This is a genomic window from Aeromonas sp. 102P (genome assembly GCF_051920345.1).
GTDB classification, from domain to species: Bacteria; Pseudomonadota; Gammaproteobacteria; order Enterobacterales; family Aeromonadaceae; genus Aeromonas; species Aeromonas veronii.
Genome location: NZ_JBQBCZ010000001.1, coordinates 2,143,974 through 2,169,920, shown reverse-complemented (window position 1 = coordinate 2,169,920; position 25,947 = coordinate 2,143,974). Strand labels below are relative to the sequence as shown.

General features: G+C 62.7%; 22 protein-coding genes. 5 read left to right on the top strand and 17 right to left on the bottom strand.

Features of this window, described 5'->3' with window-relative positions:
* The first annotated feature begins 207 nt into the window (after positions 1-207).
* On the top strand, positions 208-2,670 hold the full coding sequence (locus ACTG1K_RS10365) for a diguanylate cyclase domain-containing protein (RefSeq protein ID WP_440005244.1): 2,463 nt from the start codon (positions 208-210) through the stop codon (positions 2,668-2,670).
* Between the two features lie 50 nt (positions 2,671-2,720).
* Here ACTG1K_RS10365 and ACTG1K_RS10360 read toward each other — a convergent pair whose 3' ends face one another.
* The 10 genes from ACTG1K_RS10360 to ACTG1K_RS10315 are packed head-to-tail and all read right to left on the bottom strand — an operon-like array spanning position 2,721 to position 12,431.
* Positions 2,721-3,920, bottom strand: a complete 1,200-nt coding sequence (locus ACTG1K_RS10360; protein WP_043818601.1) for an ABC transporter permease — start codon at positions 3,918-3,920, stop codon at positions 2,721-2,723.
* Positions 3,920-4,867, bottom strand: coding sequence for an ABC transporter permease (locus tag ACTG1K_RS10355; protein WP_440005242.1), 948 nt, complete (start codon positions 4,865-4,867; stop codon positions 3,920-3,922). Before ACTG1K_RS10355 ends, ACTG1K_RS10360 begins: the two co-directional genes overlap by 1 nt.
* Position 4,868: 1 nt before the next feature.
* On the bottom strand, positions 4,869-5,132 hold the full coding sequence (locus tag ACTG1K_RS10350) for an ABC transporter permease (protein WP_440005241.1): 264 nt from the start codon (positions 5,130-5,132) through the stop codon (positions 4,869-4,871).
* On the bottom strand, positions 5,133-5,762 hold the full coding sequence (locus tag ACTG1K_RS10345; RefSeq protein WP_439997314.1) for an ABC transporter ATP-binding protein: 630 nt from the start codon (positions 5,760-5,762) through the stop codon (positions 5,133-5,135).
* Between the two features lie 51 nt (positions 5,763-5,813).
* Positions 5,814-6,953 (bottom strand): efflux RND transporter periplasmic adaptor subunit, encoded by a 1,140-nt coding sequence (locus ACTG1K_RS10340; protein ID WP_440005240.1) that lies wholly within the window; start codon positions 6,951-6,953, stop codon positions 5,814-5,816.
* Between the two features lie 27 nt (positions 6,954-6,980).
* Positions 6,981-10,145: an efflux RND transporter permease subunit gene (locus ACTG1K_RS10335; protein ID WP_440005239.1), complete on the bottom strand. Its 3,165-nt coding sequence runs from the start codon at positions 10,143-10,145 to the stop codon at positions 6,981-6,983.
* The gene (locus ACTG1K_RS10330; RefSeq protein ID WP_440006817.1) at positions 10,138-11,178 is read right to left on the bottom strand and encodes an efflux RND transporter periplasmic adaptor subunit; all 1,041 of its coding nucleotides are present in this window, start codon (positions 11,176-11,178) and stop codon (positions 10,138-10,140) included. The genes ACTG1K_RS10335 and ACTG1K_RS10330 overlap by 8 nt, the downstream gene beginning before the upstream one ends.
* A gap of 41 nt (positions 11,179-11,219) precedes the next feature.
* Positions 11,220-11,690, bottom strand: a complete 471-nt coding sequence (locus ACTG1K_RS10325; protein ID WP_164461814.1) for a YeeE/YedE family protein — start codon at positions 11,688-11,690, stop codon at positions 11,220-11,222.
* A gap of 13 nt (positions 11,691-11,703) precedes the next feature.
* The gene (locus ACTG1K_RS10320; protein WP_164461816.1) at positions 11,704-12,117 is read right to left on the bottom strand and encodes a YeeE/YedE family protein; all 414 of its coding nucleotides are present in this window, start codon (positions 12,115-12,117) and stop codon (positions 11,704-11,706) included.
* Entirely contained in the window at positions 12,117-12,431 is a 315-nt protein-coding gene (locus ACTG1K_RS10315) for an ArsR/SmtB family transcription factor (RefSeq protein WP_005338008.1), read from the bottom strand. Before ACTG1K_RS10315 ends, ACTG1K_RS10320 begins: the two co-directional genes overlap by 1 nt.
* 88 nt (positions 12,432-12,519) lie before the next feature.
* On the opposite strand from ACTG1K_RS10315, the gene ACTG1K_RS10310 reads away from it, so the two are divergent.
* The 4 genes from ACTG1K_RS10310 (at position 12,520) to ACTG1K_RS10295 (ending at position 15,764) form a co-directional block, all read left to right on the top strand.
* Entirely contained in the window at positions 12,520-12,705 is a 186-nt protein-coding gene (locus tag ACTG1K_RS10310; protein WP_440005238.1) for a YgaP family membrane protein, read from the top strand.
* A 55-nt stretch (positions 12,706-12,760) separates the two neighbouring features.
* Positions 12,761-14,032 (top strand): NAD(P)/FAD-dependent oxidoreductase, encoded by a 1,272-nt coding sequence (locus tag ACTG1K_RS10305; RefSeq protein WP_204418556.1) that lies wholly within the window; start codon positions 12,761-12,763, stop codon positions 14,030-14,032.
* A gap of 381 nt (positions 14,033-14,413) precedes the next feature.
* A complete protein-coding gene (locus tag ACTG1K_RS10300) occupies positions 14,414-14,818 on the top strand; it encodes a hypothetical protein (protein WP_042080320.1) in 405 nt (134 codons plus the stop codon).
* Between the two features lie 217 nt (positions 14,819-15,035).
* Positions 15,036-15,764 (top strand): MgtC/SapB family protein, encoded by a 729-nt coding sequence (locus ACTG1K_RS10295; protein ID WP_064336900.1) that lies wholly within the window; start codon positions 15,036-15,038, stop codon positions 15,762-15,764.
* Positions 15,765-15,854: 90 nt separating this feature from the next.
* Here the strand turns inward: ACTG1K_RS10295 and ACTG1K_RS10290 are convergent, their stop codons facing one another.
* From ACTG1K_RS10290 to dnaK, 7 genes are all read right to left on the bottom strand, one after another.
* Positions 15,855-16,865, bottom strand: coding sequence for a substrate-binding domain-containing protein (locus ACTG1K_RS10290; RefSeq protein WP_362784169.1), 1,011 nt, complete (start codon positions 16,863-16,865; stop codon positions 15,855-15,857).
* 27 nt (positions 16,866-16,892) lie between these two features.
* Positions 16,893-18,308: a glycoside hydrolase family 32 protein gene (locus ACTG1K_RS10285; protein ID WP_440005237.1), complete on the bottom strand. Its 1,416-nt coding sequence runs from the start codon at positions 18,306-18,308 to the stop codon at positions 16,893-16,895.
* Positions 18,308-19,672 (bottom strand): sucrose-specific PTS transporter subunit IIBC, encoded by a 1,365-nt coding sequence (locus ACTG1K_RS10280; protein WP_042657031.1) that lies wholly within the window; start codon positions 19,670-19,672, stop codon positions 18,308-18,310. The genes ACTG1K_RS10285 and ACTG1K_RS10280 overlap by 1 nt, the downstream gene beginning before the upstream one ends.
* An 83-nt stretch (positions 19,673-19,755) precedes the next feature.
* Entirely contained in the window at positions 19,756-20,712 is a 957-nt protein-coding gene (locus ACTG1K_RS10275; RefSeq protein WP_236370047.1) for an aminoimidazole riboside kinase, read from the bottom strand.
* A 115-nt stretch (positions 20,713-20,827) separates the two neighbouring features.
* Positions 20,828-22,318 carry a carbohydrate porin gene (locus tag ACTG1K_RS10270; protein ID WP_440005236.1) on the bottom strand — a complete coding sequence of 497 codons (1,491 nt, stop codon included), beginning with the start codon at positions 22,316-22,318 and terminating at the stop codon, positions 20,828-20,830.
* A 263-nt stretch (positions 22,319-22,581) separates the two neighbouring features.
* Complete coding sequence (dnaJ, locus tag ACTG1K_RS10265) at positions 22,582-23,724, bottom strand: molecular chaperone DnaJ (protein ID WP_005338032.1); 1,143 nt, start codon at positions 23,722-23,724, stop codon at positions 22,582-22,584.
* 101 nt (positions 23,725-23,825) lie between these two features.
* Positions 23,826-25,754 carry a molecular chaperone DnaK gene (dnaK, locus tag ACTG1K_RS10260; protein WP_440005235.1) on the bottom strand — a complete coding sequence of 643 codons (1,929 nt, stop codon included), beginning with the start codon at positions 25,752-25,754 and terminating at the stop codon, positions 23,826-23,828.
* Positions 25,755-25,947 lie beyond the last annotated feature (193 nt).

The window sequence follows — 25,947 nt, the reverse complement described above, 5'->3', positions numbered from 1 at the left end:
GAATGCGACCACTTCGATAGGCCATATGACTCTCTTATTGGTCACATAACTTGCAAAAAAACGGCATGTATCCATCCCGTGTGATGAATGACACAAAAATGACTTTCCAACCCCCCTATACCCTATTGCAAACGCCTTTTCTCCCCTTGCAGGTGACACAAAATTGCTTGAATCTAGCCTAGACATCGCTCCCGAGAGAAACGTTGTATGACGGAGAACGCAGCCCCCCGCCAGCCCCTCAGCTGGTTTATGCCAATGCTGGTCAGTATGGTCATCGCGACCCTGACCTCTCCCCCCGTGCGAGCCGGCGAGCAGGTCATCGTCCAGTTGCCGTGGCAACACCAGTTCCAGTTTGCCGGTTACTACGCGGCCATCGCCAAAGGGTTTTATCGGGAGGCCGGTCTGCATGTCACCCTGCGCGAAGCGGACTCCCGCACCGATGTGGTCAGCGAGGTGATCTCGGGAAAGGCCCAGTTTGGCATCAGCGGCAGTGATCTGCTGCTGGATCGGACTGCCGGTCGTCCGGTGGTGGTGCTCGCCGCCCTGCTGCAGCACTCGCCGCTGGTTCTGCTCACGCTGGATCGGCCAGATATTCGCAACCCGGCCGATCTGGCCAACAAGCGACTGATGCTGGAGCCTGGCTCCAACGAGCTGCTGACCTACCTTTCCCACCATACCCGCAGCCGCAACTGGGTCACCCTTCCCTACAAACAGGGGATAGAGGCACTGCTGGTGGGCAAGGTGGATGCCATCAGCGCCTACAGCACTACCGAGCCCTTCTATCTGCAACAAAAAGGGATCCCCTATCGGGTCTTCAGCCCGCGCACCATCGACTTCGACTTCTACGGCGACAACCTGTTTACCTCCGAGAGGGAGCTGATCACCCGACAGGATCGGGTCTACGCCTTCCAGCAGGCCAGCCTCAAGGGGTGGCGCTATGCGATGGACCACCCCGAAGAGATGATCAACCTCATCATGGAGCAGTACCCGACCGGGGCTGGCCGTGAACAGCTGGAGTTCGAGGCTCGCGAAACCAGAGAGCTGATGCAGCCCGACCTTATCGAACCTGGCTACATGCAGCAGGAGCGCTGGCTGCAGATCGCCAAAACCTATCTGGAGGCGGGCATGCTCACGGTATTGCCCAACCTCGACCGCTTTATCTACGACCCGGCGCAGGAGCGGCTGCGCCAGCAACGGCAACTGCTCGACAAGAGCGTGGCGGTGGCCATGCTCATCACCTTTACCCTGATGACCCTGCTCGGCATCTTCTTGCACCTCTATCTGCGCCTGCGCCAGGAGGCGCGGGATCGCCAGCGGCTGACCCGTGAACTGGCCCAGAGCGAGCAGCACTATCGCTTCGTGGCGGAGAACAGCGCCGATGTGATCTGGACCATGGATGCAGCCAGCTTGCGCTTTCGCTACGTCAGCCCGGCCATCACGCCTCTGAGCGGCTACGAGGCCCCCGAGCTGTTTGCCCTGCCCCTCAAACAGCTGCTACCGGATGCCTCAAGGCAACTGCTGCGCGAGGAGATCTCCGCCACCCTGGAGGCCTGGCAGCGGGGGGAACATGACCAGACCCGCCGGGTCATTCGCACCCAGCTGCGCCACAAGGATGGCCATCTGGTGGCGACCGAGACCATCACCACCCTCCATGGCAACCACAATGCCCAGCCGGAGGCGATCCTCGGGGTCACCCGGGATATCACCGAGCGGGCAGCGCGAGAGGAGATGATGCGCCGCCTCGCCTTCTACGACCCCCTCACCGGGCTGCCCAATCGCCGCTTGCTGCAGCAACGGCTCAAGGAGCTGATGGAGCAGGAGACGCCCCGTCCGCTGGCATTGATGTTTATCGATCTCGATCACTTCAAGCCGATCAACGACACCTTCGGCCATGAGACCGGGGATATTCTGCTCAATATGGTGGCCGAGCGGATGAGCCACTGCGTGCGCAAACAGGATCTGGTGGCACGGCTGGGGGGCGACGAGTTCGTTATCTTGCTGCCGGAGAGTGGCGACGAAGTGCTGGCGGTGGCCGACAAGCTGCACCAGCAGCTGCGCCATCCGTTCCAGCTGGAGGGGCAGGAGCTGCTCATCTCCAGCAGTATCGGGCTGGCGCTCTATCCCGAGCACGGGGAGGATGCCAAGACGCTGATGCACCACGCCGATCAGGCCATGTATCAGGCGAAGAATCGCGGCCGCGGCCGGGTCTGCCTCTATACCGAAGGCCTTGATCCCGAGCAGGGAGCACTGCTGTGGCAACCCGGCCACGAGTGCGGTCACCCGCGCATCGATGCCGAGCATCGCCAGCTCTTCGTATTGACCAACCGGCTGCTGGAGCGGATGAAAGATCAGCACGAGGATCCGGCCCCGTTTCTGGAGAGTCTGGAGAGCCTGTTCGACATGGCCCGCCATCATTTCGCCTTTGAAGAGCAGATGCTGGCGGAGATCGACTATCAAGAACTCGTCAGCCACCGTCAGGATCACCAGCGCCTGCTCAACAAAGCAAGCCAACTGCTGCACGCTGCCAAAGCGGGGACGCTGGGCAACGACGAGCTGCTCAACTTCATCATTCAGGAGCTGGTAGTCGGCCACATGAGTCAGGCGGATCGCCGCTACTTCCCCCTATTCAGATCTGAGCGCAGCGTGCCGGTTGCGGAGGTGGTCACCTAGTCCCCCCTGTTCAGACCCGAGCGCAACGCGCCTCTTGCGGAAGGGGCGATCTAGTCACCCCGCAGGGCAACTACTGGGTCGAGACGCACAGCCCGCAGCGCAGGAGCGACCCCGGCCAATAGGCCAACCAGGGCGCTGCAACCGAGCGCCAGCAGCAGATAGAGAGGATGGAGGGTAAGCGGCAAGCCGGCCGCCAGCAGGGTGAGCAGCAGTTTTAGCCCGCCGAGCAGGGCCAGCCCCATGGCCCCGCCCAGCAGCGCCAGCACCACGGCTTCGAGCAGGAACAGCAATAAAATACGCCGCCGCGGGCAGCCCAGCGCCATCAGCAAGCCCACTTCAGGGATCCGCTCCTGCTGGGCGATGCTCATGATGCTGAAGATGCCGACCGCCCCGATCAGCAGCGAAATAATGCCGAGCCCGCCAACCGCCAGCTTGATGATGGAGAGTATCTTGTCGAGGCTGGTCAGCATGTCCTGCTGGGAGGTGAGGGTGAAATCCTCGGCGCCATGGCGGGCGATCAGCACGCGCCGGATCTGGGCGGTGATGTCGGCCTCCGTCTGCCCGGCGCGATAGATGACGTCGATCTCCTGCAGCCCCTCCTTGTTGAACAGCGCCTGGGCGTGGGCGGCGGGCAGATAGATCATGTCATCCAGATCAAAGCCGAGAAATTGCCCCTTGGGCGCCAGCACCCCGGCCACCCGAAAACGGCGATCACCAGCGCGCAATAGACTCCCAGGCGCATCGCCACCGGGAAACAGCTCAGCCGCCACCTTGGCCCCCAGCACCGCATAGGCTCGGGGCATGGCACTGTCGTCCGCGGGCAGAAAACGTCCCTGCACCAGGGTGAGTCGCCAGCCGGAGAGCGCCGCCGAGCCTGTGCCCAGAATAGCGGTACTGCGGGTCAGTCCGCGGCTGCGCACCTCCCCCTGCCCCTGCACCACAGGGAGCGCCGCCTCTACCCCTGCCAATCTGGCGAGGGCATCGGCATCCTCCAGCAGCAGGGGACGGCTGCTGGAGAGGATACCGGGGGGGCCGCCGGCAGTTTCGGTTTTGCCCGGGGTCACGGCGATCAACCGGGTGCCAAATTGGGAGAAGCTGTCGAGCAGATAGAGCCTGAGCCCCTCGCCGATGCCGGTGAGCAGGGTCACCGAGGCGATCCCGATGGCGATGCCGAGCGCCGACAGCAGGCTGCGACTGCGCCCAGCCAGCAAGGCGCGCCAGAGCCAGAATAGCAGATCAGCGGCGCGCATCAGCCACCGCTCCACTGCCCGCTGCGCAGGCTGCTGACCGGATCTTGCCGTGCCGCCCGGGAGGCGGGCAGCCAGCTAAAAAACAGCCCGGTCAGCACAGCCGCCGGTATGGTGCAGAAAGTAGCGAGCAGAGGGACCGCCGCCGGAAATCCGGGCCAAATCACTCCGGCGAGGGCAACCAGGGCATAGCCCAACACAGTGCCAAACAGCGCGCCACTGCCGCTCAACAGCAGCGCCTCCCACAAAAACAGCTGGCGGATCTGGCGACTGTCGGCCCCCAGCGCCTTGAGCAGGCCGATCTCGCCGGTGCGCTGGCGGGTGCTGATCAGCGCCAGATTCATCATCATGATGCCGGAGACCAGCAGGCTGATGGCGCCGATGCCGGCAACTGCCAGGGTGAGGGTCGAGAGAATGGTGGAGAAGGTAGCCAGCATGGCGTCACGGCGCACCACTGTCACATCGAGCACCCCATGGCGCCCCTGCATCAGCTGCTCCAGTCGCTTGACCAGCGGCGGCACCGCTTGCCCCGCCAGCGGCTGGATCAGTAGCCGAAACAGCCCCTCGGTGTTGAACAGCCGCATGGCGCTACCGACCGGGATCAGCGCCGCCTCGGCCATATCCATCCCCAGATTGCTGCTCTGGCTGGTGAAGACCCCCACCACCCGAAAGCGGCGATTGTCAAAACGCAGCCACTGTCCGACCGGATCGACCTGACCGAACAGCTCACGGGCCACCTTGGCCCCGAGCAGGACGGCCGGGCGATCCTCTGCGGCATCCCCCGGCAGCCAGCGGCCGGAGAGCAGCTCCAGCCCGTGGGTATCGCGCAGCCCGTTGCTGCTGCCAAGCAGCATGGTCTGGCGCAGCCGCGCCCCCTGTTTGGCCTCGGCAAAGCCCATCACTAGCGGCACCAGCCGCACGTTTGGCTGATGCTGGCCAAGGTAGTGCATATCATCGAGAGTGATCTGCCGCAGACTGTTGCCGGTAACCGGCGGCAGCCCGCCGGTGCTCCTTGCGGCCCGGGAACATCACCAGCAGATCCTTGCCAAGGGAGCTGAACTGGTCGGCCACATAGCGCCTCGCCCCCTCCCCCAGCGCGGTGAGCAGCAGCACCGAGGTGACGCTCAGACTCACCGCCAGGATCAACACCAGCGCTCGGGAGCGTTGACGCAGCAGGGCCACGGCGGCAAAGCGGATCACATCGGGTCGCCGCATTCAGCCACCGCCGCTATCAATGTTGATGCGGCCATCGTTCATCAGGATCCGCCTGCCCGCACGCTCACCGAGGCGCGGATCGTGGGTCACCACCACCAGCGTGATCCCCTGCTCCCGGTTGAGCCCCTCAAGCAGGGTAATAACCTCCTCCCCGGAGCGGGAGTCGAGATTGCCGGTGGGTTCGTCGGCCAGGATCAGCCGCGGCGCCATTGCCATGGCCCGGGCGATGGCTACCCGCTGACGCTGACCGCCGGAGAGTTCGGCAGGGCGGTGTCCGGCCCGGTTCTCCAGCCCCAGCTCCCCCAGCAACTGCTGACTGCGGCGATGGCGCTCGGCGGGGGCAATCCCGCACAACATCAGCGGCAGCTCGACGTTTTCACGGGCGGTGAGGCGGGAGATAAGGTGAAACGACTGGAACACAAAGCCGATACGATGGCCGCGCAGCTGGGCCAGCGCAGGTTCCGACAGGGTGGCGGTGTCCTCTCCCCCCAGCCAGTAGCGCCCCTCATCGGGCCGATCCAGCAGCCCCAGCACATTGAGCAGGGTCGATTTGCCGGAGCCCGAGGGGCCCATCACCGCCAGATACTCCCCCTCGGCAACTCGCAGAGAGACGCGATCGAGGGCGGCCACCTCGCTCCCCCCAGAGTGAAACGTCGGCTGACGGCCTCAAGGCGAATGAGATCACTCATCCGTCTGCTCCGTGGCGGCGCTGAAAGGGCCCTCCCCGACAATCTGTCCGGGCTGAGCTGCCAGCCGATCACCGGCAGCGAGCCCCTCGGCCACCTCAATCCAGTTCCAGTTCTCCACGCCCCAACGGGGCACCACCCGCACCAGCTTATCCCCTTCCAGCCGCAGCACACTGCCATCGTCGGCCCGGCTGCTGGCCGCTACCCGCAGCACATCGGTGGCGCGGGTCACCTCGACCTCAAGATCGGCGCTGTAGCCGATAAGCAGGGGCACATCGGTGGGCAGGGCCGTGAGCGCCGCCTCCACCTCGACGGTGCGGGCCTGTTTCTCCAGCTCCTTCACATAGGGGGCGATACGGGTGACGGTGGCGGCAAAATCGCGTCCGGGCATGGCGTCGAGCAGTACCCGGGCAGACTGACCCACCTTGAGGCGGGCAGCATCCACCTCATCGATGGGGGCTGAGACATAGAGACAGCGATCGTCGATGAGATCGATCACCGGGGGCATGGCTACTCCGGGCGGTGAGGGGGTCATGTATTCGCCCAGCTTGCTGTTGACCTCAGCCACCACTCCGGCAAACGGCGCCAGCAGGCGGTGCTCGCTCAAGCGGGCCTCTACCTGGGCGACCTGCGCCTCGTCGACCCGCTCCTGCTGACGGGATGCCTGACAGACATAGCGGCGGGTATCGGCCAGATTCTGGGCCTGCTCGGCGAGGGTGCGGGAGGTGAGGTTTTTGGCCAGCAAGGTGGCCAGCCGGTTGGCCTCCCGCTCGTAGTAGGCCGCCTCGCTGCAACGCTCCTCGCGCTGGGTCTTGCCAAGGGCCTGCTGGGCGCGGGCCCGGGCGAGATCGGCGTGAATGTCGTCACTCCAGAGGGTCAGCAGCAGATCTCCCTGCGCCACCCGCTCCCCAGCCTTGACGGCGATCTGCTCCACCACGCCGCCACCGGGCAGACTGAGTCCGGCCCGCTGACACGACTTGATGGTGCCAGCCCGGGTGTTGACCACGGTGACCAGCACATCCCCCCGCCCGACTTCAGCCAGCCTGATCGGCGTCGGCTGCGGTCGCCACCACCATGCCACAGCAGCCACCGCCACCACAACGCCACTTCCCCACCACAACCAACCTCTCTTCATCGCGCATCCTTTCGCTAGTGACTCCCGTCATGAGCGTCGGGAGAGCAGGGCATAATAGAGCAAGGGTATCACCACCAGGGTGAGCAAAGTGGAGACCAGGATCCCGAAAATCAGGCTGATGGCCAGTCCGTTGAAGATGGGATCATCGAGGATAAACAGAGCCCCGATCATCGCCGCCAGCGCCGTCAGCATGATGGGTTTGGCCCGCACCTGCGCCGCTTCGATCACCGCCTGCTCGAACGCCACTCCGGCGCTGCGCTGCTGCTCGATAAAGTCCACCAGCAGGATGCTATTGCGTACGATAATCCCGGCCAGGGCGATCATCCCGATCATCGAGGTGGCGGTAAACTGGGCCCCCAACAGGGCGTGGCCCGGCATCACCCCTATGATGGTGAGCGGAATGGGAGCCATGATGATGAGCGGCACCAGATAGGAGCGGAACTGGGCCACCACCAGCAGATAGATGAGGATCATCCCCACTCCGTAGGCTAGCCCCATGTCGCGGAAGGTCTCGTAGGTGATCTTCCACTCCCCGTCCCACAACAGCGCCACCTCTCCCAGTTTATCGGGCTGCTGTACGTAATATTGGGGCAGGTCGATATCGGCACCGGCGGCAAACATGCCGTAGAGCGGGCTGTCGGTATGGCCGCCCATGTCGGCCACCACCATCACCATGGGCTGCATGTTCTTGTGCATGATATAGCTGGGAGCCAGCTCATCACGGCGACTCACCAGCTCGGAGACCCGCACCAGCTGACCGCTCTGGCTGCGCACCTTGAGGGCCAGTACGCCCGCCAGATCCCGTTTGTCACCGGGAGCCAATTCGATACGGATCGGCACCGGATACTTGGCGCCGTGCCCCTGCAGCCAGCTGGCATCCTGATAACCCACCCCGCCATTGAGGGTGTTCACCAGATCCCCGAGATCGACCCCGAGCAGGGCCGCCTTGCTGCGATCCACCACCAGCCGCCACTTGGGCTGCGGGTCGGTCAGATAGATATCCACATCCACCAGATCCGCCGTGGCCACAAAACGGGCCTGTACGGCACGAGCGGCCGCTTCGCGGGCGGCCTGAGTCGGGCCATAGATCTCGGCAACGATGGGGGACCAGACCGGCGGGCCGGGCGGCACCTCAACGACTTTCAGGTTGCCCCCTGCCGCACTGGCGATGGCCTGCAGCGGCTCCCGAACCGACTGAGCAATCTGGTGACTGCTGCGATCCCGCTCATGCTTGTCCACCAGATTGACCTGAATATCCCCCACGTTGGCGCCGCTGCGGATAAAGTAGTGGCGCAACAGCCCGTTGAAATTGATGGGGGCGGCGGTGCCGGCGTAGATCTGGTAATCCTTCACCTCAGGCACTTTGGCAAGCTCTCGTCCGACCGCCAGCAGGGTGCGCTCGGTCTGCTCCAGGGTCGCCCCCTCCGGCATATCGAGCACCAGCTGAAATTCCGACTTGTTGTCAAAGGGAAGCATCTTGAGCACCACCCACTGCACCACCGGCATGGCGGTGGCGGCCCCGACCAGCAGCAACACCACCAGCCAGAGCTTGCGTCTGGCACGCTTGGCGCCATCACCAATCAGGAAAGGAGTCATCAGCCGGTGAAAAAGACCAGCCTTGGCCTCGCCGTGGGCACCGTGCACCTCACCCTTGAGCAAATGGCTCGCCAGCCAGGGGGAGAAGACAAAGGCCACCAGCAGGGAGATGAGCATCCCCATGCTGGCATTGATGGGGATGGGGCTCATGTAGGGGCCCATCAGGCCACTGACAAAGGCCATCGGCAGCAGGGCCGCGATAACGGTCAGGGTCGCCAGTATGGTCGGCCCTCCCACCTCATCCACCGCCCCCGGTATCAGATCCTTGAGCGCCCCCTTGCCCAAACCGCGATGGCGGTGGATGTTCTCCACCACGACTATGGCGTCATCCACCAGAATGCCGATGGAGAAGATCAGCGCAAACAGCGACACCCGGTTGAGGGTAAAGCCCCAGGCCCAGCTGGCAAACAGGGTCAGTGCCAGGGTGATAACGATGGCAACGCCCACCACCAGCGCCTCTCGCCAACCCATGCTCACCAGCACCAGAAGCACCACCGCTGTGGTGGCAAAAATCAGCTTGCCGATCAAGGTGTTGGATTTGGTCTCGGCGGTGACGCCGTAGTCCCGGGTCACCGTCACCTCGACCCCGGCAGGGATCAGTCGGTTCTGCAAACTTTCGACCCGCGCCTCCACCCGCTTGGCCACATCGACCGCATTCTGGCCCGGCTGCTTGCCGATGGCCAGGGTCACCGCCGGATAACTGGCCTGTCCCAGCCCCATCCGGCTGCGCTTGGTCGGGGTCTCCTGACCCAGAGAGACCTTGGCCACATCCCCCAGATAGACCGGCTTGCCGTCGTGCAGCCCCACCACCAGCTCTCTAGCCTCCTGCTCACTTTGCAGAAACTGCCCCACCTGCACCTTAATCTCACTGTTGCTCTGCTCGATAGCCTGTGTGGTGCCCACCTGATTGGCGGCCGCAAGTCGCTGGCTCAGCTCGCCCCAGCTGATGCCGTGGGCACTGAGGGCCGCCGGATCCGGCATCACCCGCAGCACGGCGCTCTGGCTGCCCAGCGTGTAGATATCGCGGGTACCGGGAATGCGCTTGAGTTCGGTCTCCAACTCATGGGCGACCCGGGTCAGCTCGGGTGCCCCCAGTTGCTTGCTCCCCTCTTTGCTCCATAAGGTCAGACTGACGATAGGGACATCATCGATCCCCCGGGGTTTTACCAGCGGCTGACCGACCCCGATCCCCTGTGGCAACCAGTCACGGTTGGAGTCGAGCTGGTTGTTGAGATCGACGATAGCCTGCTCGCGGCTCACCCCCACCTTGAACACCACCACCAGCAGGGCGCCATCGGGTTGGGAGAAAGAGTAGAGGGTATCAATTCCCTTTATCTGGGAGACCACCTGCTCGGCAGGGGTGGTGACGAGAGAGGCCACTTCAGCCGGAGTGGCTCCCGGGAAGGGAATGTAGACATCAGCGAAGGTGACATCAATCTGCGGCTCCTCCTCCTTAGGGGTCACCAGCACTGCAAACAGGCCGAGCAGCAGCCCCACCAGCGCCAGCAGCGGGGTGATAGCCGAGCCCTGAAACAGCGCAGCCAGCCGACCCGCGGGCCCCAGCCTCTCCTTGTTGCCGTTCAGCTCGCTACTCATGGGCCACCTCCTGCTGCTGCGCCCAGCCATCGGGAGCCAGCTTGTCACCGGCTTGCAGCCCGGCCAGGATCTCGCACTGCCCTTCAAAGCAATGGCCGACCCGCACCGGCGTCAGGGCCCAGCCAGCAGGCTGCTGCAGATAGACGCCGTTGAATTCCCCTTGCCGCAGCAGGGCGCGATCCGGCACCTGCAACACCTGACGCTCACCCTGCTTGAGCTGCACCTTGAGCCACATGCCGGGCAATACCCCGGCGGTTTGCGGCGGCAAGTCGAGGCGCAACCTGAAGGCGTGGCTCTGGCTGTCGGCATAATTGAAGCGGGTCAGTTTGACCGGGGGAACAAGCTTGCCATCCGGCAGCAGCACCTGCACATCCGCAGGCTCACGAGCCAGCGTCAGGGCGGATTGGGGCAACTCCACCTCCACCCGCAGTGTGTCTAGAGAGAAGCCGGAGAGCAGCGGGGTACCGGGGGCGACAGTCTCCCCCAGCTCTACCAGCCGTTTGGTCACCACTCCGGCGTAAGGGGCCAGAATGCGGGTATAACCGTAGGCCTCGCGGGCCTGAGTGAGGGCCGCATCGGCAGCGTTCACCTCGGCGCGGGCGGCGCGATCCGTCGCCTGGGCATTGTCGAGCTGGGCGCGGGTGATCACCCCCTTGGCAATCAGCGCCTGAAAACGGGCAAGCTGGCGCTCGGCTTCCACTTGCTGAGCCTGCGCCCGCGCCAGCCGCGCCTCGGCCCCCGTGACGGCGGCAAACTGCTCCTTGCCGCTGATCTCCAGCAGCGGCTGCCCCGCCTGCACCTGATCGTTCACATCCACCAGCATGCGGGAGACCCGGCCGCTGGTCTGGGCCGCCACCGTCCCCTGATTGATGGCACTGACGGTGCCATCCAGCGTCAGCCAGTCGGTCACCGCCTGTGGCGCCACTGTCAACAAGGGCTCTGGCTCCCCGTCCGCGGCAAAGGCCCGGGGGGATGTCATGGCCTGCGATGTCATCACCAACAAGGTGATCCCCAGCAACCGGATCTTTTCCATCATTACTCTCCTTCCCTGGCGTAATCTGTCACTTCACGGGATCAGGCGGTATGGGACTGGCGCACCTTATCTACTCCCCGAACTGGCGCCTTGGTCAGCACCCTGGCCAGCCCTCTGTCAAACAGCAAGATCCCGGCCACCATGGCCGCTATAAACAACATTATCATGGGCTGCCCGCTGGAAATGAGACTCAGAGCAGGCCCCGGGCAGATACCCACCAATCCCCAGCCGATGCCAAACAGCGCCGCCCCGCCGATCAGCCGGCGCTCCAGTCTGGGAGCCGGTACGGCGACGATGGGCTCCCCCAGCACACTCTGGCGACGGGGTTTCACCAGCAGAAAATAACCCGGCATAAAGACCAGCAGGGCCCCTCCCATCACGAAGGCGAGGCTGGGATCCCAGGCCCCGGCCAGATCGAGAAATCCGGTGACCCGGGCGGGATCCACCATGCCGGAGATGGCCATCCCCAGTCCAAACAACAGGCCAGCAAACAAGCTTGTCAGCAACTTCATGGCGAACAGCCTCTTACAACAGATGATGAGTAACGAAGACGGTGATAAAGCCCGCCGCCATAAAGGTCAGGGTAGCGACGATGGAGCGCAGGGAGAGCCGCCCCATGCCACAGATGCCGTGGCCGCTGGTGCAGCCATTGCCAAGACGGGTACCGACCCCGATCAGCAGACCGGCCAGTAGCACAACGGGCCAGCCGGGCAAGGTGGTGAATGCGGGCATGCTGGCCCAGCCCAAGGTCAGCGCCAACCAGGCACCCGCCCCCAGTCCCAGCAGAAACAGCACCCGCCAGGGCGCACGGTGTTGCAGCGCACCGGCCAGAATGCCGCTGATCCCGGCCACCCGGCCGTTGAACAACATCAGGATCAGGGCCGACAGCCCCGCCAGCATGCCACCGCCCAAAGAGAGCAGCCATTGGCTTTCCATCATCAAGATTCCTTATTTTCTGAGTGACAAAAATGGGTTTGCAGCGCTCCCAGCACATCGGCGGCCGCCTCACTCACCAGCGAGTAGTAGATCTGCTGGGAGACCTTGCGCGAACGGATCAGGCCGTAGCGCTTCAATACCGAAAGTTGCTGGGAAAAGGCCGACTGCCCGAGTTGGCTATGGGCCAGCAGCTCCCCGACCCCCTTCTCCCCCTCCACCAGCTGGCAGAGCACCATCAGGCGTTCGGGATGAGCCAACGCCTTGAGCAGGGAGGCGGCGGCTGTCGCATGTCTGTTCATCTCGTCGAATTGGCTCATAAGAGTAAATTAGCAATTGCTGATATTTGTTCTATTGTATAAAACAACACTAAATTAGCAACATCTAAAGTAGATAAGGAGAAGGACCATGACAGTAGATAACGGAGTCAGAATCGTCGCGGGTTGCATGTTGCTGCTCTCGCTGATCCTTACCATCTGGGTTCATCCGGGCTTTGTCTGGTTGAGTGCCTTTGTCGGGGTCAACCTGATCCAGAGCGCCTTCACCGGTTTCTGCCCGGCAGCGATGATCCTCAAACGGATAGGATTTAAATAACAGGGTCGGATGACCCAGGCTCATATGAGCGTGTAATAAACGCAGGAGGCTGAACATGGCAACGGTAATCGTCATCGGCGCGGGTCTCGGGGGCATGTCTGCCGCCTACGAACTCAAGGCCGAACTGGGCAAGCAGCATGAGGTGATCCTCATCAATGACAAGCCGGACTTTGAATTTACCCCCTCCAACCCCTGGATTGCCGTCCAGTGGCGGGAGCGCAAGGAGACCTCGATACCCATCGAACCCCATGTGAAGAAAAAGGGGATCCGCTTTATCCATGCCGCCCTGACCGAGCTGCAACCGGCGGCGCAGCAGCTCACCCTCTCCGATGGCCAGACCCTGCGTTACGACTTTCTGGCGATCTGTACCGGTCCGGCCCTAGCCTTTGACGAGGTGACGGGGGCTGGCCCCGAATCTGGTGGCACCACCAGCGTCTGTACGCTCTCCCACGCCGAAGAGTGCCGCCACAGCGTCAGTGCCCTGGTCGATGAGCCCGGCCCTGTGATTGTCGGCGCCATGCCGGGTGCCTCCTGCTTCGGCCCCGCCTACGAGTATGCGTTCATCCTCGATCGTCACCTGCGCGACAAGAAGGTGAGAAAAAATGTGCCCATGACCTTTGTCACCAGCGAGCCCTACATCGGCCATCTGGGTCTCAACAGCGTGGGCGACTCCAAGGGGATGCTGGAGAGCGAACTGCGAATGCGCGACGTGCAGTGGATCTGCAATGCCCGCACCGTGGCGGCACAAGATGGCCAGATGACGGTGGAGGAGCTGGACGATGAGGGCAACATCAAGCGCACCCACACCCTGCCCTACAAACATGCCATGATGCTGCCCGCCTTTGTCGGCATTGCGCCGCTGCGGGGCATTGAGGGGCTGGTCAATCCCCGCGGCTTTGTCATCGTCGACGAACACCAACGTAATCCCGCCTTCCCGCAGATTTACGCCGCCGGTGTCTGCATCGCCATTGCACCGCCGCACAAGACGCCGGTACCGACCGGGGTGCCCAAGACCGGCTACATGATTGAGGCGATGGTGCGCACCCTGAGCCACAACATCAAGGCGGAGCTCAGCGGCCAGCCGCCAGTGACCAAGGCAGTGTGGAATGCCATCTGTCTGGCAGACATGGGGGACACCGGTGCCGCCTTCGTCGCCATGCCGCAGATCCCGCCGCGCAACGTCGCCTGGTTCAAGAAAGGAAAGTGGGTCCATCTGGCCAAGATCGCCTTCGAGAAGTACTTTCTGCACAAGATGCAGGTGGGGGATACCGAGCCCATCTACGAAAAACTGATGCTCAAATACCTCGGCATCGACAAGACCGAATGACCCCGCAGACCCGGCCCTCGCCGGGTCTGCTTTTGGCGGCCCTGCACGGCAAAACGGGGCTTTCGATTATGTTTCAAGATGTTGCTGCGGGCAGCGCGGGGTTTACCCTGCCTGCCGCCTCGGCTATCATTCGAGCCTCTTATCAATAGCGGAGACCATCAGTGGGCAACTCATCAAGTGACAGTTGTAGACCGACCCTCATCGTCGGTACCAAGGTCGCGAGCTAGCCGCAGGTCTTTCTCTGCCGCATGCTCGCAACCCTGCGAGAAGCGGAAATCCACTCCCCTCTTCTCCCTTTTTACACTTGACGTCTGGTGACCTGTGGCCAACCGCCACGGTCGCCATGCCTGCATAGTTTCTGCTTCCCACAAGGAGGCTGCTATGCGTTTTATATCAATCAAACCGGCTGCGGATCGCGCGGTCGCAACAGGTTCTGTTGCTACCCGGGTTCACCCCCTGTTGAGCCGGCTCGGCCGTGGCATGCTGCCACGCTGGCTGGGCGGCAAACAGCGTCAACACCACTACCGGCTGCAGATCCGCTGTGAGGATCGCGCCGATATGGAGCAGGTGCTGGATATGGTGAACCACACCTTGCAACCGGCGGGGCTGCAACCGATGCAATCGATGAAGCCGGGTCGCGGCGGCGGGCGAGAGCTGGTGCTCAACCTGCAGTGCACCCCGCCCCAGCGCCGCTATCTGGTGCAGTTTGTTCATCAGGTCGGAGTAGCACATCCGGTGCGCTGGCAACTGCGCCCGCGCATCGACTGCGATCCCGAACTCAACTGACCGCACACCTGCGTTAACAACAGTGAAAGGGGCCAGCCACGCTGGCCCCGCTTGTTGCGTCCTCTCCGAGCGTCAGGGCATCTGATGATGCTCGCGCCCCGGGACGCCGCGTTTTGTTTGTCTGCTGGCCATCCGCGCAATCATCCCCTGATCCATCAGCCTCCCGGCGTTTCATCATGGATTGCGCCAAGCCAGCGCTTATCGGAAGGAGTACGCCATGAAGATGTGGCAACAAATTGACATGATCTCCCTGCTCGACACCCTGGCCAGCCTGCTGCTCGCCTTTGTGCTTGGCAGTCTGGTCGGGCTGGAGCGCCAGTACCGCCAACGTACCGCAGGCCTTCGCACCAACGTGCTGGTCGCCGTGGGAGCCGCCCTGTTCGTCAGTCTGGCCCAGCGTATCTATGACCTGCACGGCGGCAACTACAACGTGGTCCATGTGGTGGCCTATATCGTCTCCGGCATCGGCTTTCTCGGCGCCGGCGTCATCATGCGTGAATCCGGCAACATCCGCGGCATCAACACCGCGGCCACCCTGTGGGGTGTGGCAGCGGTCGGCGCCGCCTGTGGTGCAGGGCTCGCCATGGAGGCAATTCTGGGCGCCCTGTTCGTGCTGGCCGCCAACACCCTGCTGCGACCGCTGGTCAATCAGATCAACCGTCGCCCGGTGGACAATACCGACACCGAAGTCACCTACAAGGTGACGGCCCTGACCCAGCGCGAGCATCAAAAAGAGGTGCTGCACTGGCTGGAAGAGATGCTGGAGCAGGCCAACTACCCCCTGAGCGAGCTCGACATCGAGCCGTTTGGCGCGGGGGATCTGGAGATCTCGGCAGTGTTGCTGGCTACCTCCATCGATGGCGACGAGCTGGATGCCCTGATGCAAAAGCTGGCCATCCACCCCCATATCAAGCAGGTGTTCTGGCGCACCAGTACCACCGACTGAGCTGCAGGTCAGAGGAACGAGCCACCCGCCAACAGCAAAAAGCCCCGCCAGCAATGGCGGGGCTTTTTCATATGGATGGGCGAAGAGTGGCTAGCGGCGACTACGCCAGCGCACCCTGGGGGTGATCACCTGGGCGGTCTGCGCCGGGGGATTGCCCGCAATCAGTTGCTGCATCAGCTCGAAAGCGGCGAGGGCCAGCGCCGGACAATCCTGCGCCACCGAGTCGATACGCATGGGAATGCAGTCGAGCAGGTCATGATCATCGAAGGTACACAGGCGCATCCCTGTCTCCATCAGCCCCGCCTCGTTGAGGTAGCGCAGCACCCCCTCCAGCAGGGTGAAGGAGGCGGTGAAGAGCCCCCTTGGGGGCGCCCCCAGCTCGGCCACCAGCTCGGCCATCAGCTGATAACCGGAGCTCGGCTGATAGTCGCGATGACGCACCCGGGCTACATCGGCTTCAAAACCGGCGCGATGGAGCCCCAGCTCATAGCCCGCCAGCCGGTGACGACTGGGGGAGAGATCCAGCAGGCCGCCGAAGTAGTAGATCTGCTCGCCGCACTCGCTGGCCATGTCCCGCACCAACTCGGCGGTCGCCTTGCAGGCATCGGAGATCACCATGGGCAAGCGCGACTCGCCAATATGGCGGTCGAGCTGTACTACCGGCAGGCGGTCGTGGATGCGGGCATAGATGTCATCGCTGTGGCCGCTGGAGGCGACAATCAGCCCATCCACCTGACGGCTGATGAGGTTGTCCACCACCCGCTGCTCGAGGGCGGGATCATCCTCGGAGCAGGCGATCAGCAACTGGATGCCCGCCTCCCGGCAGTGAGCCTCGAGGGCGCGGGCGATGCGGGCAAAACCGAAGTTGGTGAGATCGGGGATCACCAACCCCCAGGTGTAGCTGCGGGTCTCGCGCAGGGAGCGGGCGTGAAAGCTAGGCAGGTAGTGACACTCCTCCGCCACCGCCTGAATGCGCTTGCGGGTATCGTCGGCAATCCGGTACTCCGCACTCTTCCCGTTGAGCACCAGACTGGCGGTTGCCTTGGACACCCCCGCCAGTTCGGCGATCTGGGCAATCGTGATCCGTTTCTTCTTCTCCACCTGGCCTCCCGGCTGACTAGAACCGGGCTATTGTACTAGGCACGCCGACAGCGGCCAGTGATTGAGGCAAATTTTGCAGCCATCATCGCCGTTACCTGATGAAAGTTGCGGCTTGTCCCCAGGGAAGTAGCGCGCCGACAGGCTGTGTCGCCCCTCATCGATGAAACACTCCAGACTGGAGCGATCGCACAGCACGGTGATCCGCCCGCCAGCCCATGGGCTGCTGCGGGTCTCCCACGCTCCGCTCTGCCAGTTCTGGCGCCGCAAGGTGAGGCGCCCCGGGTGCCACACCAGCTCGGCCACGGCACCGAACCAGAGGCTCCCCTCACCGCAGAGATCCAGATCGAGCCAGGCCGAGTCGATGGCCAGCCCCGGAAATTCGCCAAGCGTCCCCTCGAAACGGGTCAACTCTCCCTTCAATGCCGCGAGCTCGGCCACCGGCCGCTGGCAGAGCCACTCATCCTGCCAGAACAGCTCCCGCGGGCAGCTCATCTGGTGGAGCCAGCCGTGAGCGATCGTAGGCTGGCTCATCTCGTTCTCCTCCGGCAGCCCCAGCCAACCGAACAAGAGGCGGCGCCCCTGACTGTCTCGGGTGGTTTGCGGCGCATAGAACTCGAAGCCCCGATCCAGCTCGTGAAAAGCCCCGTGCTCGAAGCGCTCGCCGTCGAAGTTGCCCGCCAGCCAGCCGCACTGGTAGAGGTTGCGGTAATCCTCGCCTGCCGGGGCAATCCCCTGCGGGCAGCTGATCAGCACATGCTGATCCCCCAGCGGGAAGAGATCCGGGCACTCCAACATATAGCCAAACTCACCCAGCCCCCCTCGCCCGCTACCGGCGATGGGGCCCACCCGCTGCCAGCTTTGCAGGGTGTCGCCGCGATAGAGCAGCACTTCGCCCTTGTCATCCAGGGTGCGGGCCCCCAGCACCATCAGCCACTGCTGGCCGTCATGCCACACCTTGGGGTCGCGCACGTGGCCGCTGTAGCCTTCGGGCAGATCCAGCACAGGCCCCAGCTTGGCAAAACTACCCTCACAGTCGGCGCGGGCCAGACACTGATAGGCGGTACGACTGCCATCCGGGTATTTGACATTGCCGGTGTAGATAAGAGTCAGGCGCCCCTGCTCGTCGCTCACCGCCGAGCCCGAATAGCAGCCGTGGCTCTCATAGGCTTCGGTGGGCAACAGCGCCACCGGCTCGTGCTGCCAATGCAGCAGATCGGTGGAGGTGACATGGCCCCAGCCCTTGTTGCGATGCTCGCAGCCCAGCGGATTCCACTGGTAGAAAAGGTGGTAGCGCCCGTCGTGCTCGATAAAGCCGTTGGGATCGTTGAGCAGCCCCACCGGGGCTGCCAGATGCCAGCGGGGCCGATGGGGATCGGCCGCTGCCTTGAGCTGTCCGGCCAGCAGCGACCGGACAATCTGGTTAAGAAGATCGCTTTCCTTCATCACTCCACCTTGTACTTGAGCAGGTAGGAAGCGGCGAAAGCGGCGCCAAAGGCGATCACCAACCCGATGATGTAATGAATAAGGCTCATGGGCTGGACGATGGCCATGCCGGGAATACCGGTCAGCCCCACCGCCGTCATCCCCACCTTGGCCGCCACCACGTAGGCGCCGCCGCAGGCCCCGCCAAACAGACCGGCGAGGAAGGGTTTGATATAGCGCAGGTTGACACCAAAGATCGCCGCTTCCGTGATGCCCAGCAGGCACGACATGGCCGCCGGCACGGTAATGGCCTTGATCTTCACATCGCGGGTCTTGAAGTAGACCGCGAGGCAAGCCCCGCCCTGTGCCACGTTGGCCATGGCCCAGATGGGCAGCAGGAAGTTGACGCCAATTTGCGGATTGGCCAGCAATCCCGCCTCGATGGCGTGGAAGCTGTGGTGGATGCCGGTGATGACGATAAGCGAATAGGTGCCGCCGAACACCAGCCCCGCCAGCCAGCCCGCCTGCTCATAGAGGGCGCTCAGACCGAACGAGATGCCATCCCCCAGCACCCGCCCGGCGGGACCGATGAAGAGCAGCGCCACGAAGCCGGTGATGATGACGGTCAAAAACGGGGTGAGGATGAGATCCAGCGCATCCGGAATGCGCTTGCGCAGCTGTTTCTCCAGATGGGACATAAACCAGACCGCCAAGAGCACCGGGAAGACGGTGCCCTGATAGCCGATCATCGCCACATCCAGCCCGAAGAAGTCCATAGTCTTGAAGCCACCGGCCACGCCCCAGGCGTTGGTCAGCGCCGGATGGGTGAGGATGCCACCGAGGGTCGCCCCGAGATACGGATTGCCGCCAAACTCCCGCGCCGCCGTAAAGCCGATGAGGATCGGCAGTATGATAAAGGCCGCCGAGCTGAACATGTCGAGCATCACAAACAGGGCGCTGTCGGCATTGACCCAACCGTAGGTGCGCACCATGCCGAGCAGCCCCATCAGCAGACCCGAGGCGACGATGGCCGGAATGATCGGCACGAAGATGTTGGAAAGGGTTCGCGCCAGCCGCTGGGCCACGTTGAGCTTGGCCGCCGCCATGTCGGTCAGCTCCGCCTTGCTGGCGGTGCCGGTACCGGTCAGCGCCACAAACTCCGCATAGACCTTGTTGACCAGACCGGTGCCGAAGATCACCTGAATTTGGCCCGCGTTGCTAAAGCACCCCTTGACCCCCTCCAGCTTGTCGATGGCGGCCTTGTTCACCTTGCTGTCATCGGCCAGCACCAGCCGCAGCCGGGTGGCACAGTGGGCAGCGCTGACGATGTTCTCCTTGCCCCCGAGCAGGGGCACCAGATCCTTGGCTATCGCACTGATATTCATATTCTTCCTCTTATGACTCGCCACGCTGGCGAGTCCTTGTCACATGAGAGTAGGGGCTGTCGAGCCGGGCTTCTAGCCGCAGCTCAACAGCCGCTTGCGCCTGATCGCAAAAAGGCATCCAGTTCGGAGCGGGTCGGCAGCGCCGTCATGGCCCCCTTGGCGGTGGTGGCGAGCGCCCCGCAGCCGTGGGCCTGAGCCAGAATGGCGGGTAGCTCGGCCAGACTGGGCAGCGAGGTCCGCCCGGCCAGCGCCGCCAGCAGACCGGCGACGAAGGCATCTCCCGCCCCCGTGGTGTCGATGGGCGTCACTTTCTGCCCCACCCACTCCAGCAACTCGCCATCAAGGCGAGCCACTACCCCGGCCGCCCCTCTGGTCACCAGCACCAGCGCCGGGCCAGAGAGCGTCGCAAGCCCAGCGACCAATTCATCCTCGCCACTCAGCAGTTGCAGCTCCTCGATGGAGAGCTTGACCACATCCGCCTGCGCGATAGCTTCGCGCACCAGCGGCAGCATCTCGGCGGGGTTGCCCCACACCTCGGGGCGCAGGTTGGGGTCGAAGCAGACCCGCCCGCCTGCCGCCTTGATGGCCACCATGGCCTGCAGGCAGCTGGTGCGCACCGGCTCGTTGGCGAGCGCGATGGAGCAGGTGAGCAACCACTGATCGGCATCGAAGCGGGGCAACTCATCTGGGGTGAGGAACTGGTCGGCACTGGGGCGCACCATAAAGGTGAAGCTGCGCTCCCCCTCGTCATCCAGTGCCACCAGCACGGTAGAGGTGCGATGGTCAGGATCGAGCCGCAGCGCACCGATATCCACCCCCTCCCCGCGCAAGGTGTCGGCCATAAAGCGGCCGAACGGATCGGCACCGACCCGGCCGATAAAGGCCGCATCGCCACCCAGCCGTGCCACGCCAACCGCCACATTGGCGGGCGCGCCACCCGGACACTTGAGGTAGTGCAACGCCCCTTCCGGGATCAAGTCCACCACCGCATCCCCCATTACCCACACACGATTCGTCACCTTGCTACTCCACTGCTGCATCGGATCCACGGTCAAAGCCGAACTCTGTTCTGTTGGCTGGCATTATCAGCTAAACCGTTTTAGTCAACCAACAGATCTCGGCACCGGTTGCCATTTTTGTGATCGGGATAACGAACTAGAACCAGGTTTCCATCTGCACGCCAAAGTTCCACTCGCCACCGGCGGTGAAGTTGCTCTGGCCCATGGCATCGTCGCTGGCGTAGTTGTCGAGCTCGGAGGACCAGTCCATCCAACTGGCGAACACCCGCAGCTCGGGACGTTCAAAGAAACCGGCGGTCTGCGCCTTGAAGGTGGGGGCGAAGGTGAGCTTGGTGAAGTTGCCGTTCACCGCCTGGCGTCCCTTGTAGCCCTTGGGATCGAGATCCATGTATTGCCAGGCCGCCTCGTAGACCAACTCGACGTTCTGGCTCAGCACCTGCGCCACTCGGGTATTGAAGGTAAGCCAGCGGTACTCATCCCCTTTCACGTAGCGATCCTGACTCTGCTCGGCCAGCAGGGCCGGGGCAAAACGCCAGCGCGAGTTGAGATCGGTGGCGCCAAACACGGCGACCCGCACCGCATCGGCGTCCGGCAGCAGCTCGCTGTCAGAGCCCAGCCCCTTGACCTCGGCCCCCAGCCCATGACCGTACAGCACTGCCGCCTTGGCAAAACCGGGGTTGATGCCAAAGAAGCTCTCGCCGTGGTAGGCCAGCAGGGTGTGGGCCCCCTTGTCCCCCGCCTCGCTGCCCGCCCCCTTGTCATTGATGCGGGCGTCATTGTCCTTGGCCGAGAGGCCGTTCACCATCCACTGCCAATTACCGATGCGGTTGTTCATGGTGAGGATGTAGCTCTCGATATCGGAGAGACCGCTGGCGCTGATGTCGCCGTAATCGCGGCCATAGAGAGAGAAGTTGGCCTTCCAGCTGTCGGCCAGCTGCACGTCGTAGACACCGCCGCCGGTACCGGCCAGGAATACCACGTCGGAATCGAGCCAGTGGATGTCGAAGTTGTCGCGGTCAAAGCGCTTGCCCGCCCACAGCACCGCATTCTTGAAGGGGCCGTCGAAGCTCGCCAGATTGCCGATCTCGGCAAACACCTGACGGGTATTGAGGCTCGAATCACTGGCAGTCCAGTCGTTGCTGGTCTCCACCCCGTCTGCCAGCATCAGCTTGTAGCGGGCCCAGCTGCCATCCTCGAAGGTCTGGGTTTTCAGCAGGTTGGCCTCCATGTAGGTGTCATCCTCGTTGCCAAGGCGACCGACGGCCCCCCCCACCGAACCGGCTGGCGTGATGTAGGGGCCGCCGCGCCCACCATTGCCATTGCTGTTGACCAACAGGCCCGAGCGGGCATAGCCGTGAAACTCGAAGCCCTGGGCACCGACGGTCTTCTCATCCACCTTCTGGCTGCGGTTGTTGGCCACCTGAGCCTGCTCGCTGGCCGAACTCGCCTTCACTTCCGCCTGACTGGCACGGCTCTCTGCTGCCTCGGCTCTCGCTTCAGCCGCCTGTACCCGCGCCTCCAGCGCCGCCAGACGGGCCTCGATACCGCCATCCGCCGCCCACAGCGGGCTGATCATCCCCAATCCCAGCGCTACCGCCAGCGCCAACTTGCTCTTGAACATCATCATCTTCCTCACCTGTCATCTGTGGCCCGAACGGGCGCTGTTGTTATCGACAGCCAGAGCATAGCTAAACCAATTTAGCCAGCTCAATATGGCAACTAAACCGTTTCAGTAACAGTGTGAGCGGGATAACATTTGTACAGCAGGAATTGGCGGGAGTTGTGAGGAGGATCCCTCATCAGGATCCACTCAATAAGGCGGATCCTGGCGAAATGACAGGCAAAAAAGAGCCGGCACAAGGCCGGCTCTGTTTATTCGGGTCGCTGAAATCAGCTGGTCAGATCGTCGAAGAAGCGTTTCACCCCTTCGAAGAAGCCTTCCGATTTCGGCTTGTGGGTCTTGGCAGCGGCACCGCTGAAGGATTCGTCCAGCTGGCGCAACAGCTCTTTCTGCTGCTCGGTGAGGTTGACCGGCGTCTCGATCACCACCTTGCACATCAGATCCCCTACCTGACCGGAGCGTACTGACTTCACGCCCTTGCCGCGCATGCGGAACATCTTGCCGGTCTGGGTCTCCGGAGTGACCTTGAGCTTGACGCGGCCATCCAGGGTAGGCACTTCAATCTCGCCACCGAGGGCGGCGGCGGTGAAGCTGATGGGCACTTCGCAGTAGAGGTTGTTGCCGTCACGCACGAAGATCTCGTGCTCTTTGACGTGCACCTGTACGTAGAGATCCCCTGCCGGTGCCCCTGCTTCCCCCGCTTCCCCTTCGCCGGAGAGACGGATGCGATCGCCGGTATCGACGCCCGCCGGAATTTTCACCGACAGGGTCTTGGTGCGCTGGTAGCGACCTTCACCGTGGCACTTGCGGCACGGATCCTTGATGATCTTGCCGCGGCCGTGACAGTGCGGACACGCCTGCTGCACCGCGAAGAAGCCCTGACGCATCTGCACCTGGCCGGAGCCGTGGCAGGTCGGGCAGGTCTGGGCGCTGCTGCCGGTGTGGGCACCGGAGCCGTTACAGACTTCACAGTGAACCAGAGTCGGCACCTTGATCTCCTTGGAGACCCCGCGTACCGCCTCTTCCAGCGTCAGCTCCATGGTGTAACGCAGGTCGGAGCCACGGGCCGGGCCACGACGGGCACCACCACGGCCACCGCCGAAGATGTCACCGAATACGTCACCAAACATGTCGGCGAAGTCGGCACCGCCGCCAAAGCCACCGTGGCCACCGCCACCCTGGCTCGGGTCGACACCGGCATGGCCGTACTGGTCGTAACGGGCACGCAGGTTGGCATCGGTCAGGACCTCGTAGGCTTCCTTGACCTCTTTGAACTTCTCTTCGGATGCGGCATCACCCTGGTTACGATCCGGGTGATACTTCATGGCCAGGCGCTTGTACGCCTTCTTGATCTCGCGATCGTCGGCATCTTTCGCCACACCCAGTACTTCGTAGAAATCGCGCTTCGACATACTCATCCTGTGGTTACGCAGACGGGCGTTGGTTACCCAACGCCCGTGAATTCATTGACCAAGCCGATGGGCGAAGCGGACTTCGCCCATCTGGGTAGGGCTTACTTCTTGTCGTCTTTCACTTCTTCGAACTCGGCGTCGACTACGTCGTCGTCAGCCTTGGCAGAAGAGGAGGACTGACCGGCATCAGCACCGGCTGCACCCTGGGCCTGAGCCTGCTGCTGGGCAATTTCCATCAGCTTCTGGGACGCTTCCAGCAGAGCCTGCTGTTTGGCTTCGATAGCAGCCTTGTCGTCACCCTTGATGGCCGCTTCCAGCTCGCTCAGAGCAGCTTCGATCTTGGTCTTGTCGTCAGCAGGCAGGGCTTCACCGGCTTCGGTGATCTGCTTGCGTACGGAGTGGACCAGACCATCAGCCTGGTTGCGAGCCTGTACCAGCTCTTCAAACTTCTTGTCCTCGGCCGCGTTGGCTTCGGCTTCGCGTACCATGCGCTCGATCTCGTCATCAGACAGACCAGAGGAGGCCTGGATGGTGATCTTCTGCTCTTTGTTGGTCTCTTTGTCTTTCGCAGAGACGTGCAGGATACCGTTGGCATCGATGTCGAAGGTCACTTCGATCTGCGGCAGACCGCGCGGTGCCGGACGGATGCCTTCCAGGTTGAACTGGCCCAGAGACTTGTTGTCGCTGGCGCGCTTGCGCTCACCCTGCAGCACGTGAATGGTCACGGCAGACTGGTTGTCTTCTGCAGTGGAGAACACCTGAGACTTCTTGGTCGGAATGGTGGTGTTCTTCTCGATCAGCGCAGTCATCACGCTGCCCATGGTTTCGATACCCAGGGAGAGCGGGGTAACGTCCAGCAGCAGTACGTCGGTCTTGTCACCGGACAGTACGGCGCCCTGGATGGCAGCACCCATGGCCACGGCTTCGTCCGGGTTAACGTCTTTACGCGGCTCTTTGCCAAAGAACTCGGCAACGGTCTTCTGAACCAGCGGCATACGGGTCTGGCCACCAACCAGGATCACGTCGTCGATCTCGCCAACTGCCAGACCGGAGTCTTTCAGGGCAACACGAACCGGCTCCAGAGAGTCTTTCACCATGTCTTCTACCAGGGATTCCAGCTTGGCGCGGGTCACCTTGATGTTCATGTGCTTCGGACCGGTGGCATCTGCAGTGATGTACGGCAGGTTGACGTCGGTCTGCTGGGCAGAAGAGAGCTCGATCTTGGCTTTCTCGGCGGCATCTTTCAGACGCTGCAGAGCCAGCTGGTCGTTACGCAGGTCGATGCCTTGCTCACGCTTGAACTCGTCTACCAGATAGTTGATGACGCGGTTATCGAAGTCTTCACCACCCAGGTGGGTGTTACCGTTGGTCGCCAGTACTTCGAAGGTGGTTTCGCCTTCAACTTCGTCGATCTCGATGATGGAGATATCGAAAGTACCGCCACCCAGGTCATATACGGCAACCTTGCGCTCGCCCTTGACCTTGTTCACGCCGTAGGCGAAAGCTGCTGCAGTCGGTTCGTTGATGATGCGTTTTACATCCAGACCGGCGATGCGACCGGCATCCTTGGTAGCCTGACGCTGGGCGTCGTTGAAGTAGGCCGGAACAGTGATAACTGCTTCGGTTACCGGCTCACCCAGGTAGTCTTCGGCGGTCTTTTTCATCTTCTTCAGCACTTCGGCAGAGATCTGCGGCGGTGCCATTTTCTTACCCTTCACTTCAACCCAGGCGTCGCCGTTGTCAGCTTTGGCGATGGTGTACGGCATGATTTTCAGGTCACGCTGCACTTCTTCATCTTCAAAACGACGACCGATCAGACGCTTGATGGCGAACAGGGTGTTTTTCGGGTTGGTGATGGCCTGACGCTTGGCCGGCTGACCAACCAGGATCTCGCCATCATCGGCATAGGCAATGATGGACGGAGTAGTACGATCGCCTTCTGCGTTCTCGATCACGCGAGCAGTGTCGCCATCCAGAATAGCGACGCAGGAGTTGGTAGTACCCAGGTCAATACCGATGATTTTACCCATTTGACGAATCTCCAAATACTTTGAATAAACTGGCGAGGAACTCGCCTTAATGCGTTAACGGCTAGGTGGGGGCTGCCAATCTGGCTTTCAAGCTCCCGGCATCAAATTTTTTGTGCCGCCGCGGCCTTGCTACCTATATGGGGTCGCCAGACGCAGCTTCAAGCCCCAACCCTAAAAAACCACACCCTTTGTC

Bases quoted from the DNA above. Each gene is read 5' to 3' on its own strand.
- ACTG1K_RS10320 (WP_164461816.1), bottom strand. From the start codon at position 12,117: ATGATGGAAAGCCAATGGCTGCTCTCTTTGGGCGGTGGCATGCTGGCG.
- ACTG1K_RS10355 (WP_440005242.1), bottom strand. From the start codon at position 4,867: ATGCACTACCTTGGCCAGCATCAGCCAAACGTGCGGCTGGTGCCGCTA.
- ACTG1K_RS10340 (WP_440005240.1), bottom strand. From the start codon at position 6,953: ATGAAGAGAGGTTGGTTGTGGTGGGGAAGTGGCGTTGTGGTGGCGGTG.
- ACTG1K_RS10315 (WP_005338008.1), bottom strand. From the start codon at position 12,431: ATGAGCCAATTCGACGAGATGAACAGACATGCGACAGCCGCCGCCTCC.
- ACTG1K_RS10325 (WP_164461814.1), bottom strand. From the start codon at position 11,690: ATGAAGTTGCTGACAAGCTTGTTTGCTGGCCTGTTGTTTGGACTGGGG.
- ACTG1K_RS10300 (WP_042080320.1), top strand. From the start codon at position 14,414: ATGCGTTTTATATCAATCAAACCGGCTGCGGATCGCGCGGTCGCAACA.
- ACTG1K_RS10310 (WP_440005238.1), top strand. From the start codon at position 12,520: ATGACAGTAGATAACGGAGTCAGAATCGTCGCGGGTTGCATGTTGCTG.
- ACTG1K_RS10280 (WP_042657031.1), bottom strand. From the start codon at position 19,672: ATGAATATCAGTGCGATAGCCAAGGATCTGGTGCCCCTGCTCGGGGGC.
- ACTG1K_RS10350 (WP_440005241.1), bottom strand. From the start codon at position 5,132: ATGCGGCGACCCGATGTGATCCGCTTTGCCGCCGTGGCCCTGCTGCGT.
- dnaJ (WP_005338032.1), bottom strand. From the start codon at position 23,724: ATGTCGAAGCGCGATTTCTACGAAGTACTGGGTGTGGCGAAAGATGCC.
- ACTG1K_RS10365 (WP_440005244.1), top strand. From the start codon at position 208: ATGACGGAGAACGCAGCCCCCCGCCAGCCCCTCAGCTGGTTTATGCCA.
- ACTG1K_RS10285 (WP_440005237.1), bottom strand. From the start codon at position 18,308: ATGAAGGAAAGCGATCTTCTTAACCAGATTGTCCGGTCGCTGCTGGCC.
- ACTG1K_RS10330 (WP_440006817.1), bottom strand. From the start codon at position 11,178: ATGGAAAAGATCCGGTTGCTGGGGATCACCTTGTTGGTGATGACATCG.
- ACTG1K_RS10295 (WP_064336900.1), top strand. From the start codon at position 15,036: ATGAAGATGTGGCAACAAATTGACATGATCTCCCTGCTCGACACCCTG.
- ACTG1K_RS10275 (WP_236370047.1), bottom strand. From the start codon at position 20,712: ATGCAGCAGTGGAGTAGCAAGGTGACGAATCGTGTGTGGGTAATGGGG.
- ACTG1K_RS10305 (WP_204418556.1), top strand. From the start codon at position 12,761: ATGGCAACGGTAATCGTCATCGGCGCGGGTCTCGGGGGCATGTCTGCC.
- ACTG1K_RS10335 (WP_440005239.1), bottom strand. From the start codon at position 10,145: ATGAGTAGCGAGCTGAACGGCAACAAGGAGAGGCTGGGGCCCGCGGGT.
- dnaK (WP_440005235.1), bottom strand. From the start codon at position 25,754: ATGGGTAAAATCATCGGTATTGACCTGGGTACTACCAACTCCTGCGTC.
- ACTG1K_RS10360 (WP_043818601.1), bottom strand. From the start codon at position 3,920: ATGCGCGCCGCTGATCTGCTATTCTGGCTCTGGCGCGCCTTGCTGGCT.
- ACTG1K_RS10270 (WP_440005236.1), bottom strand. From the start codon at position 22,318: ATGATGATGTTCAAGAGCAAGTTGGCGCTGGCGGTAGCGCTGGGATTG.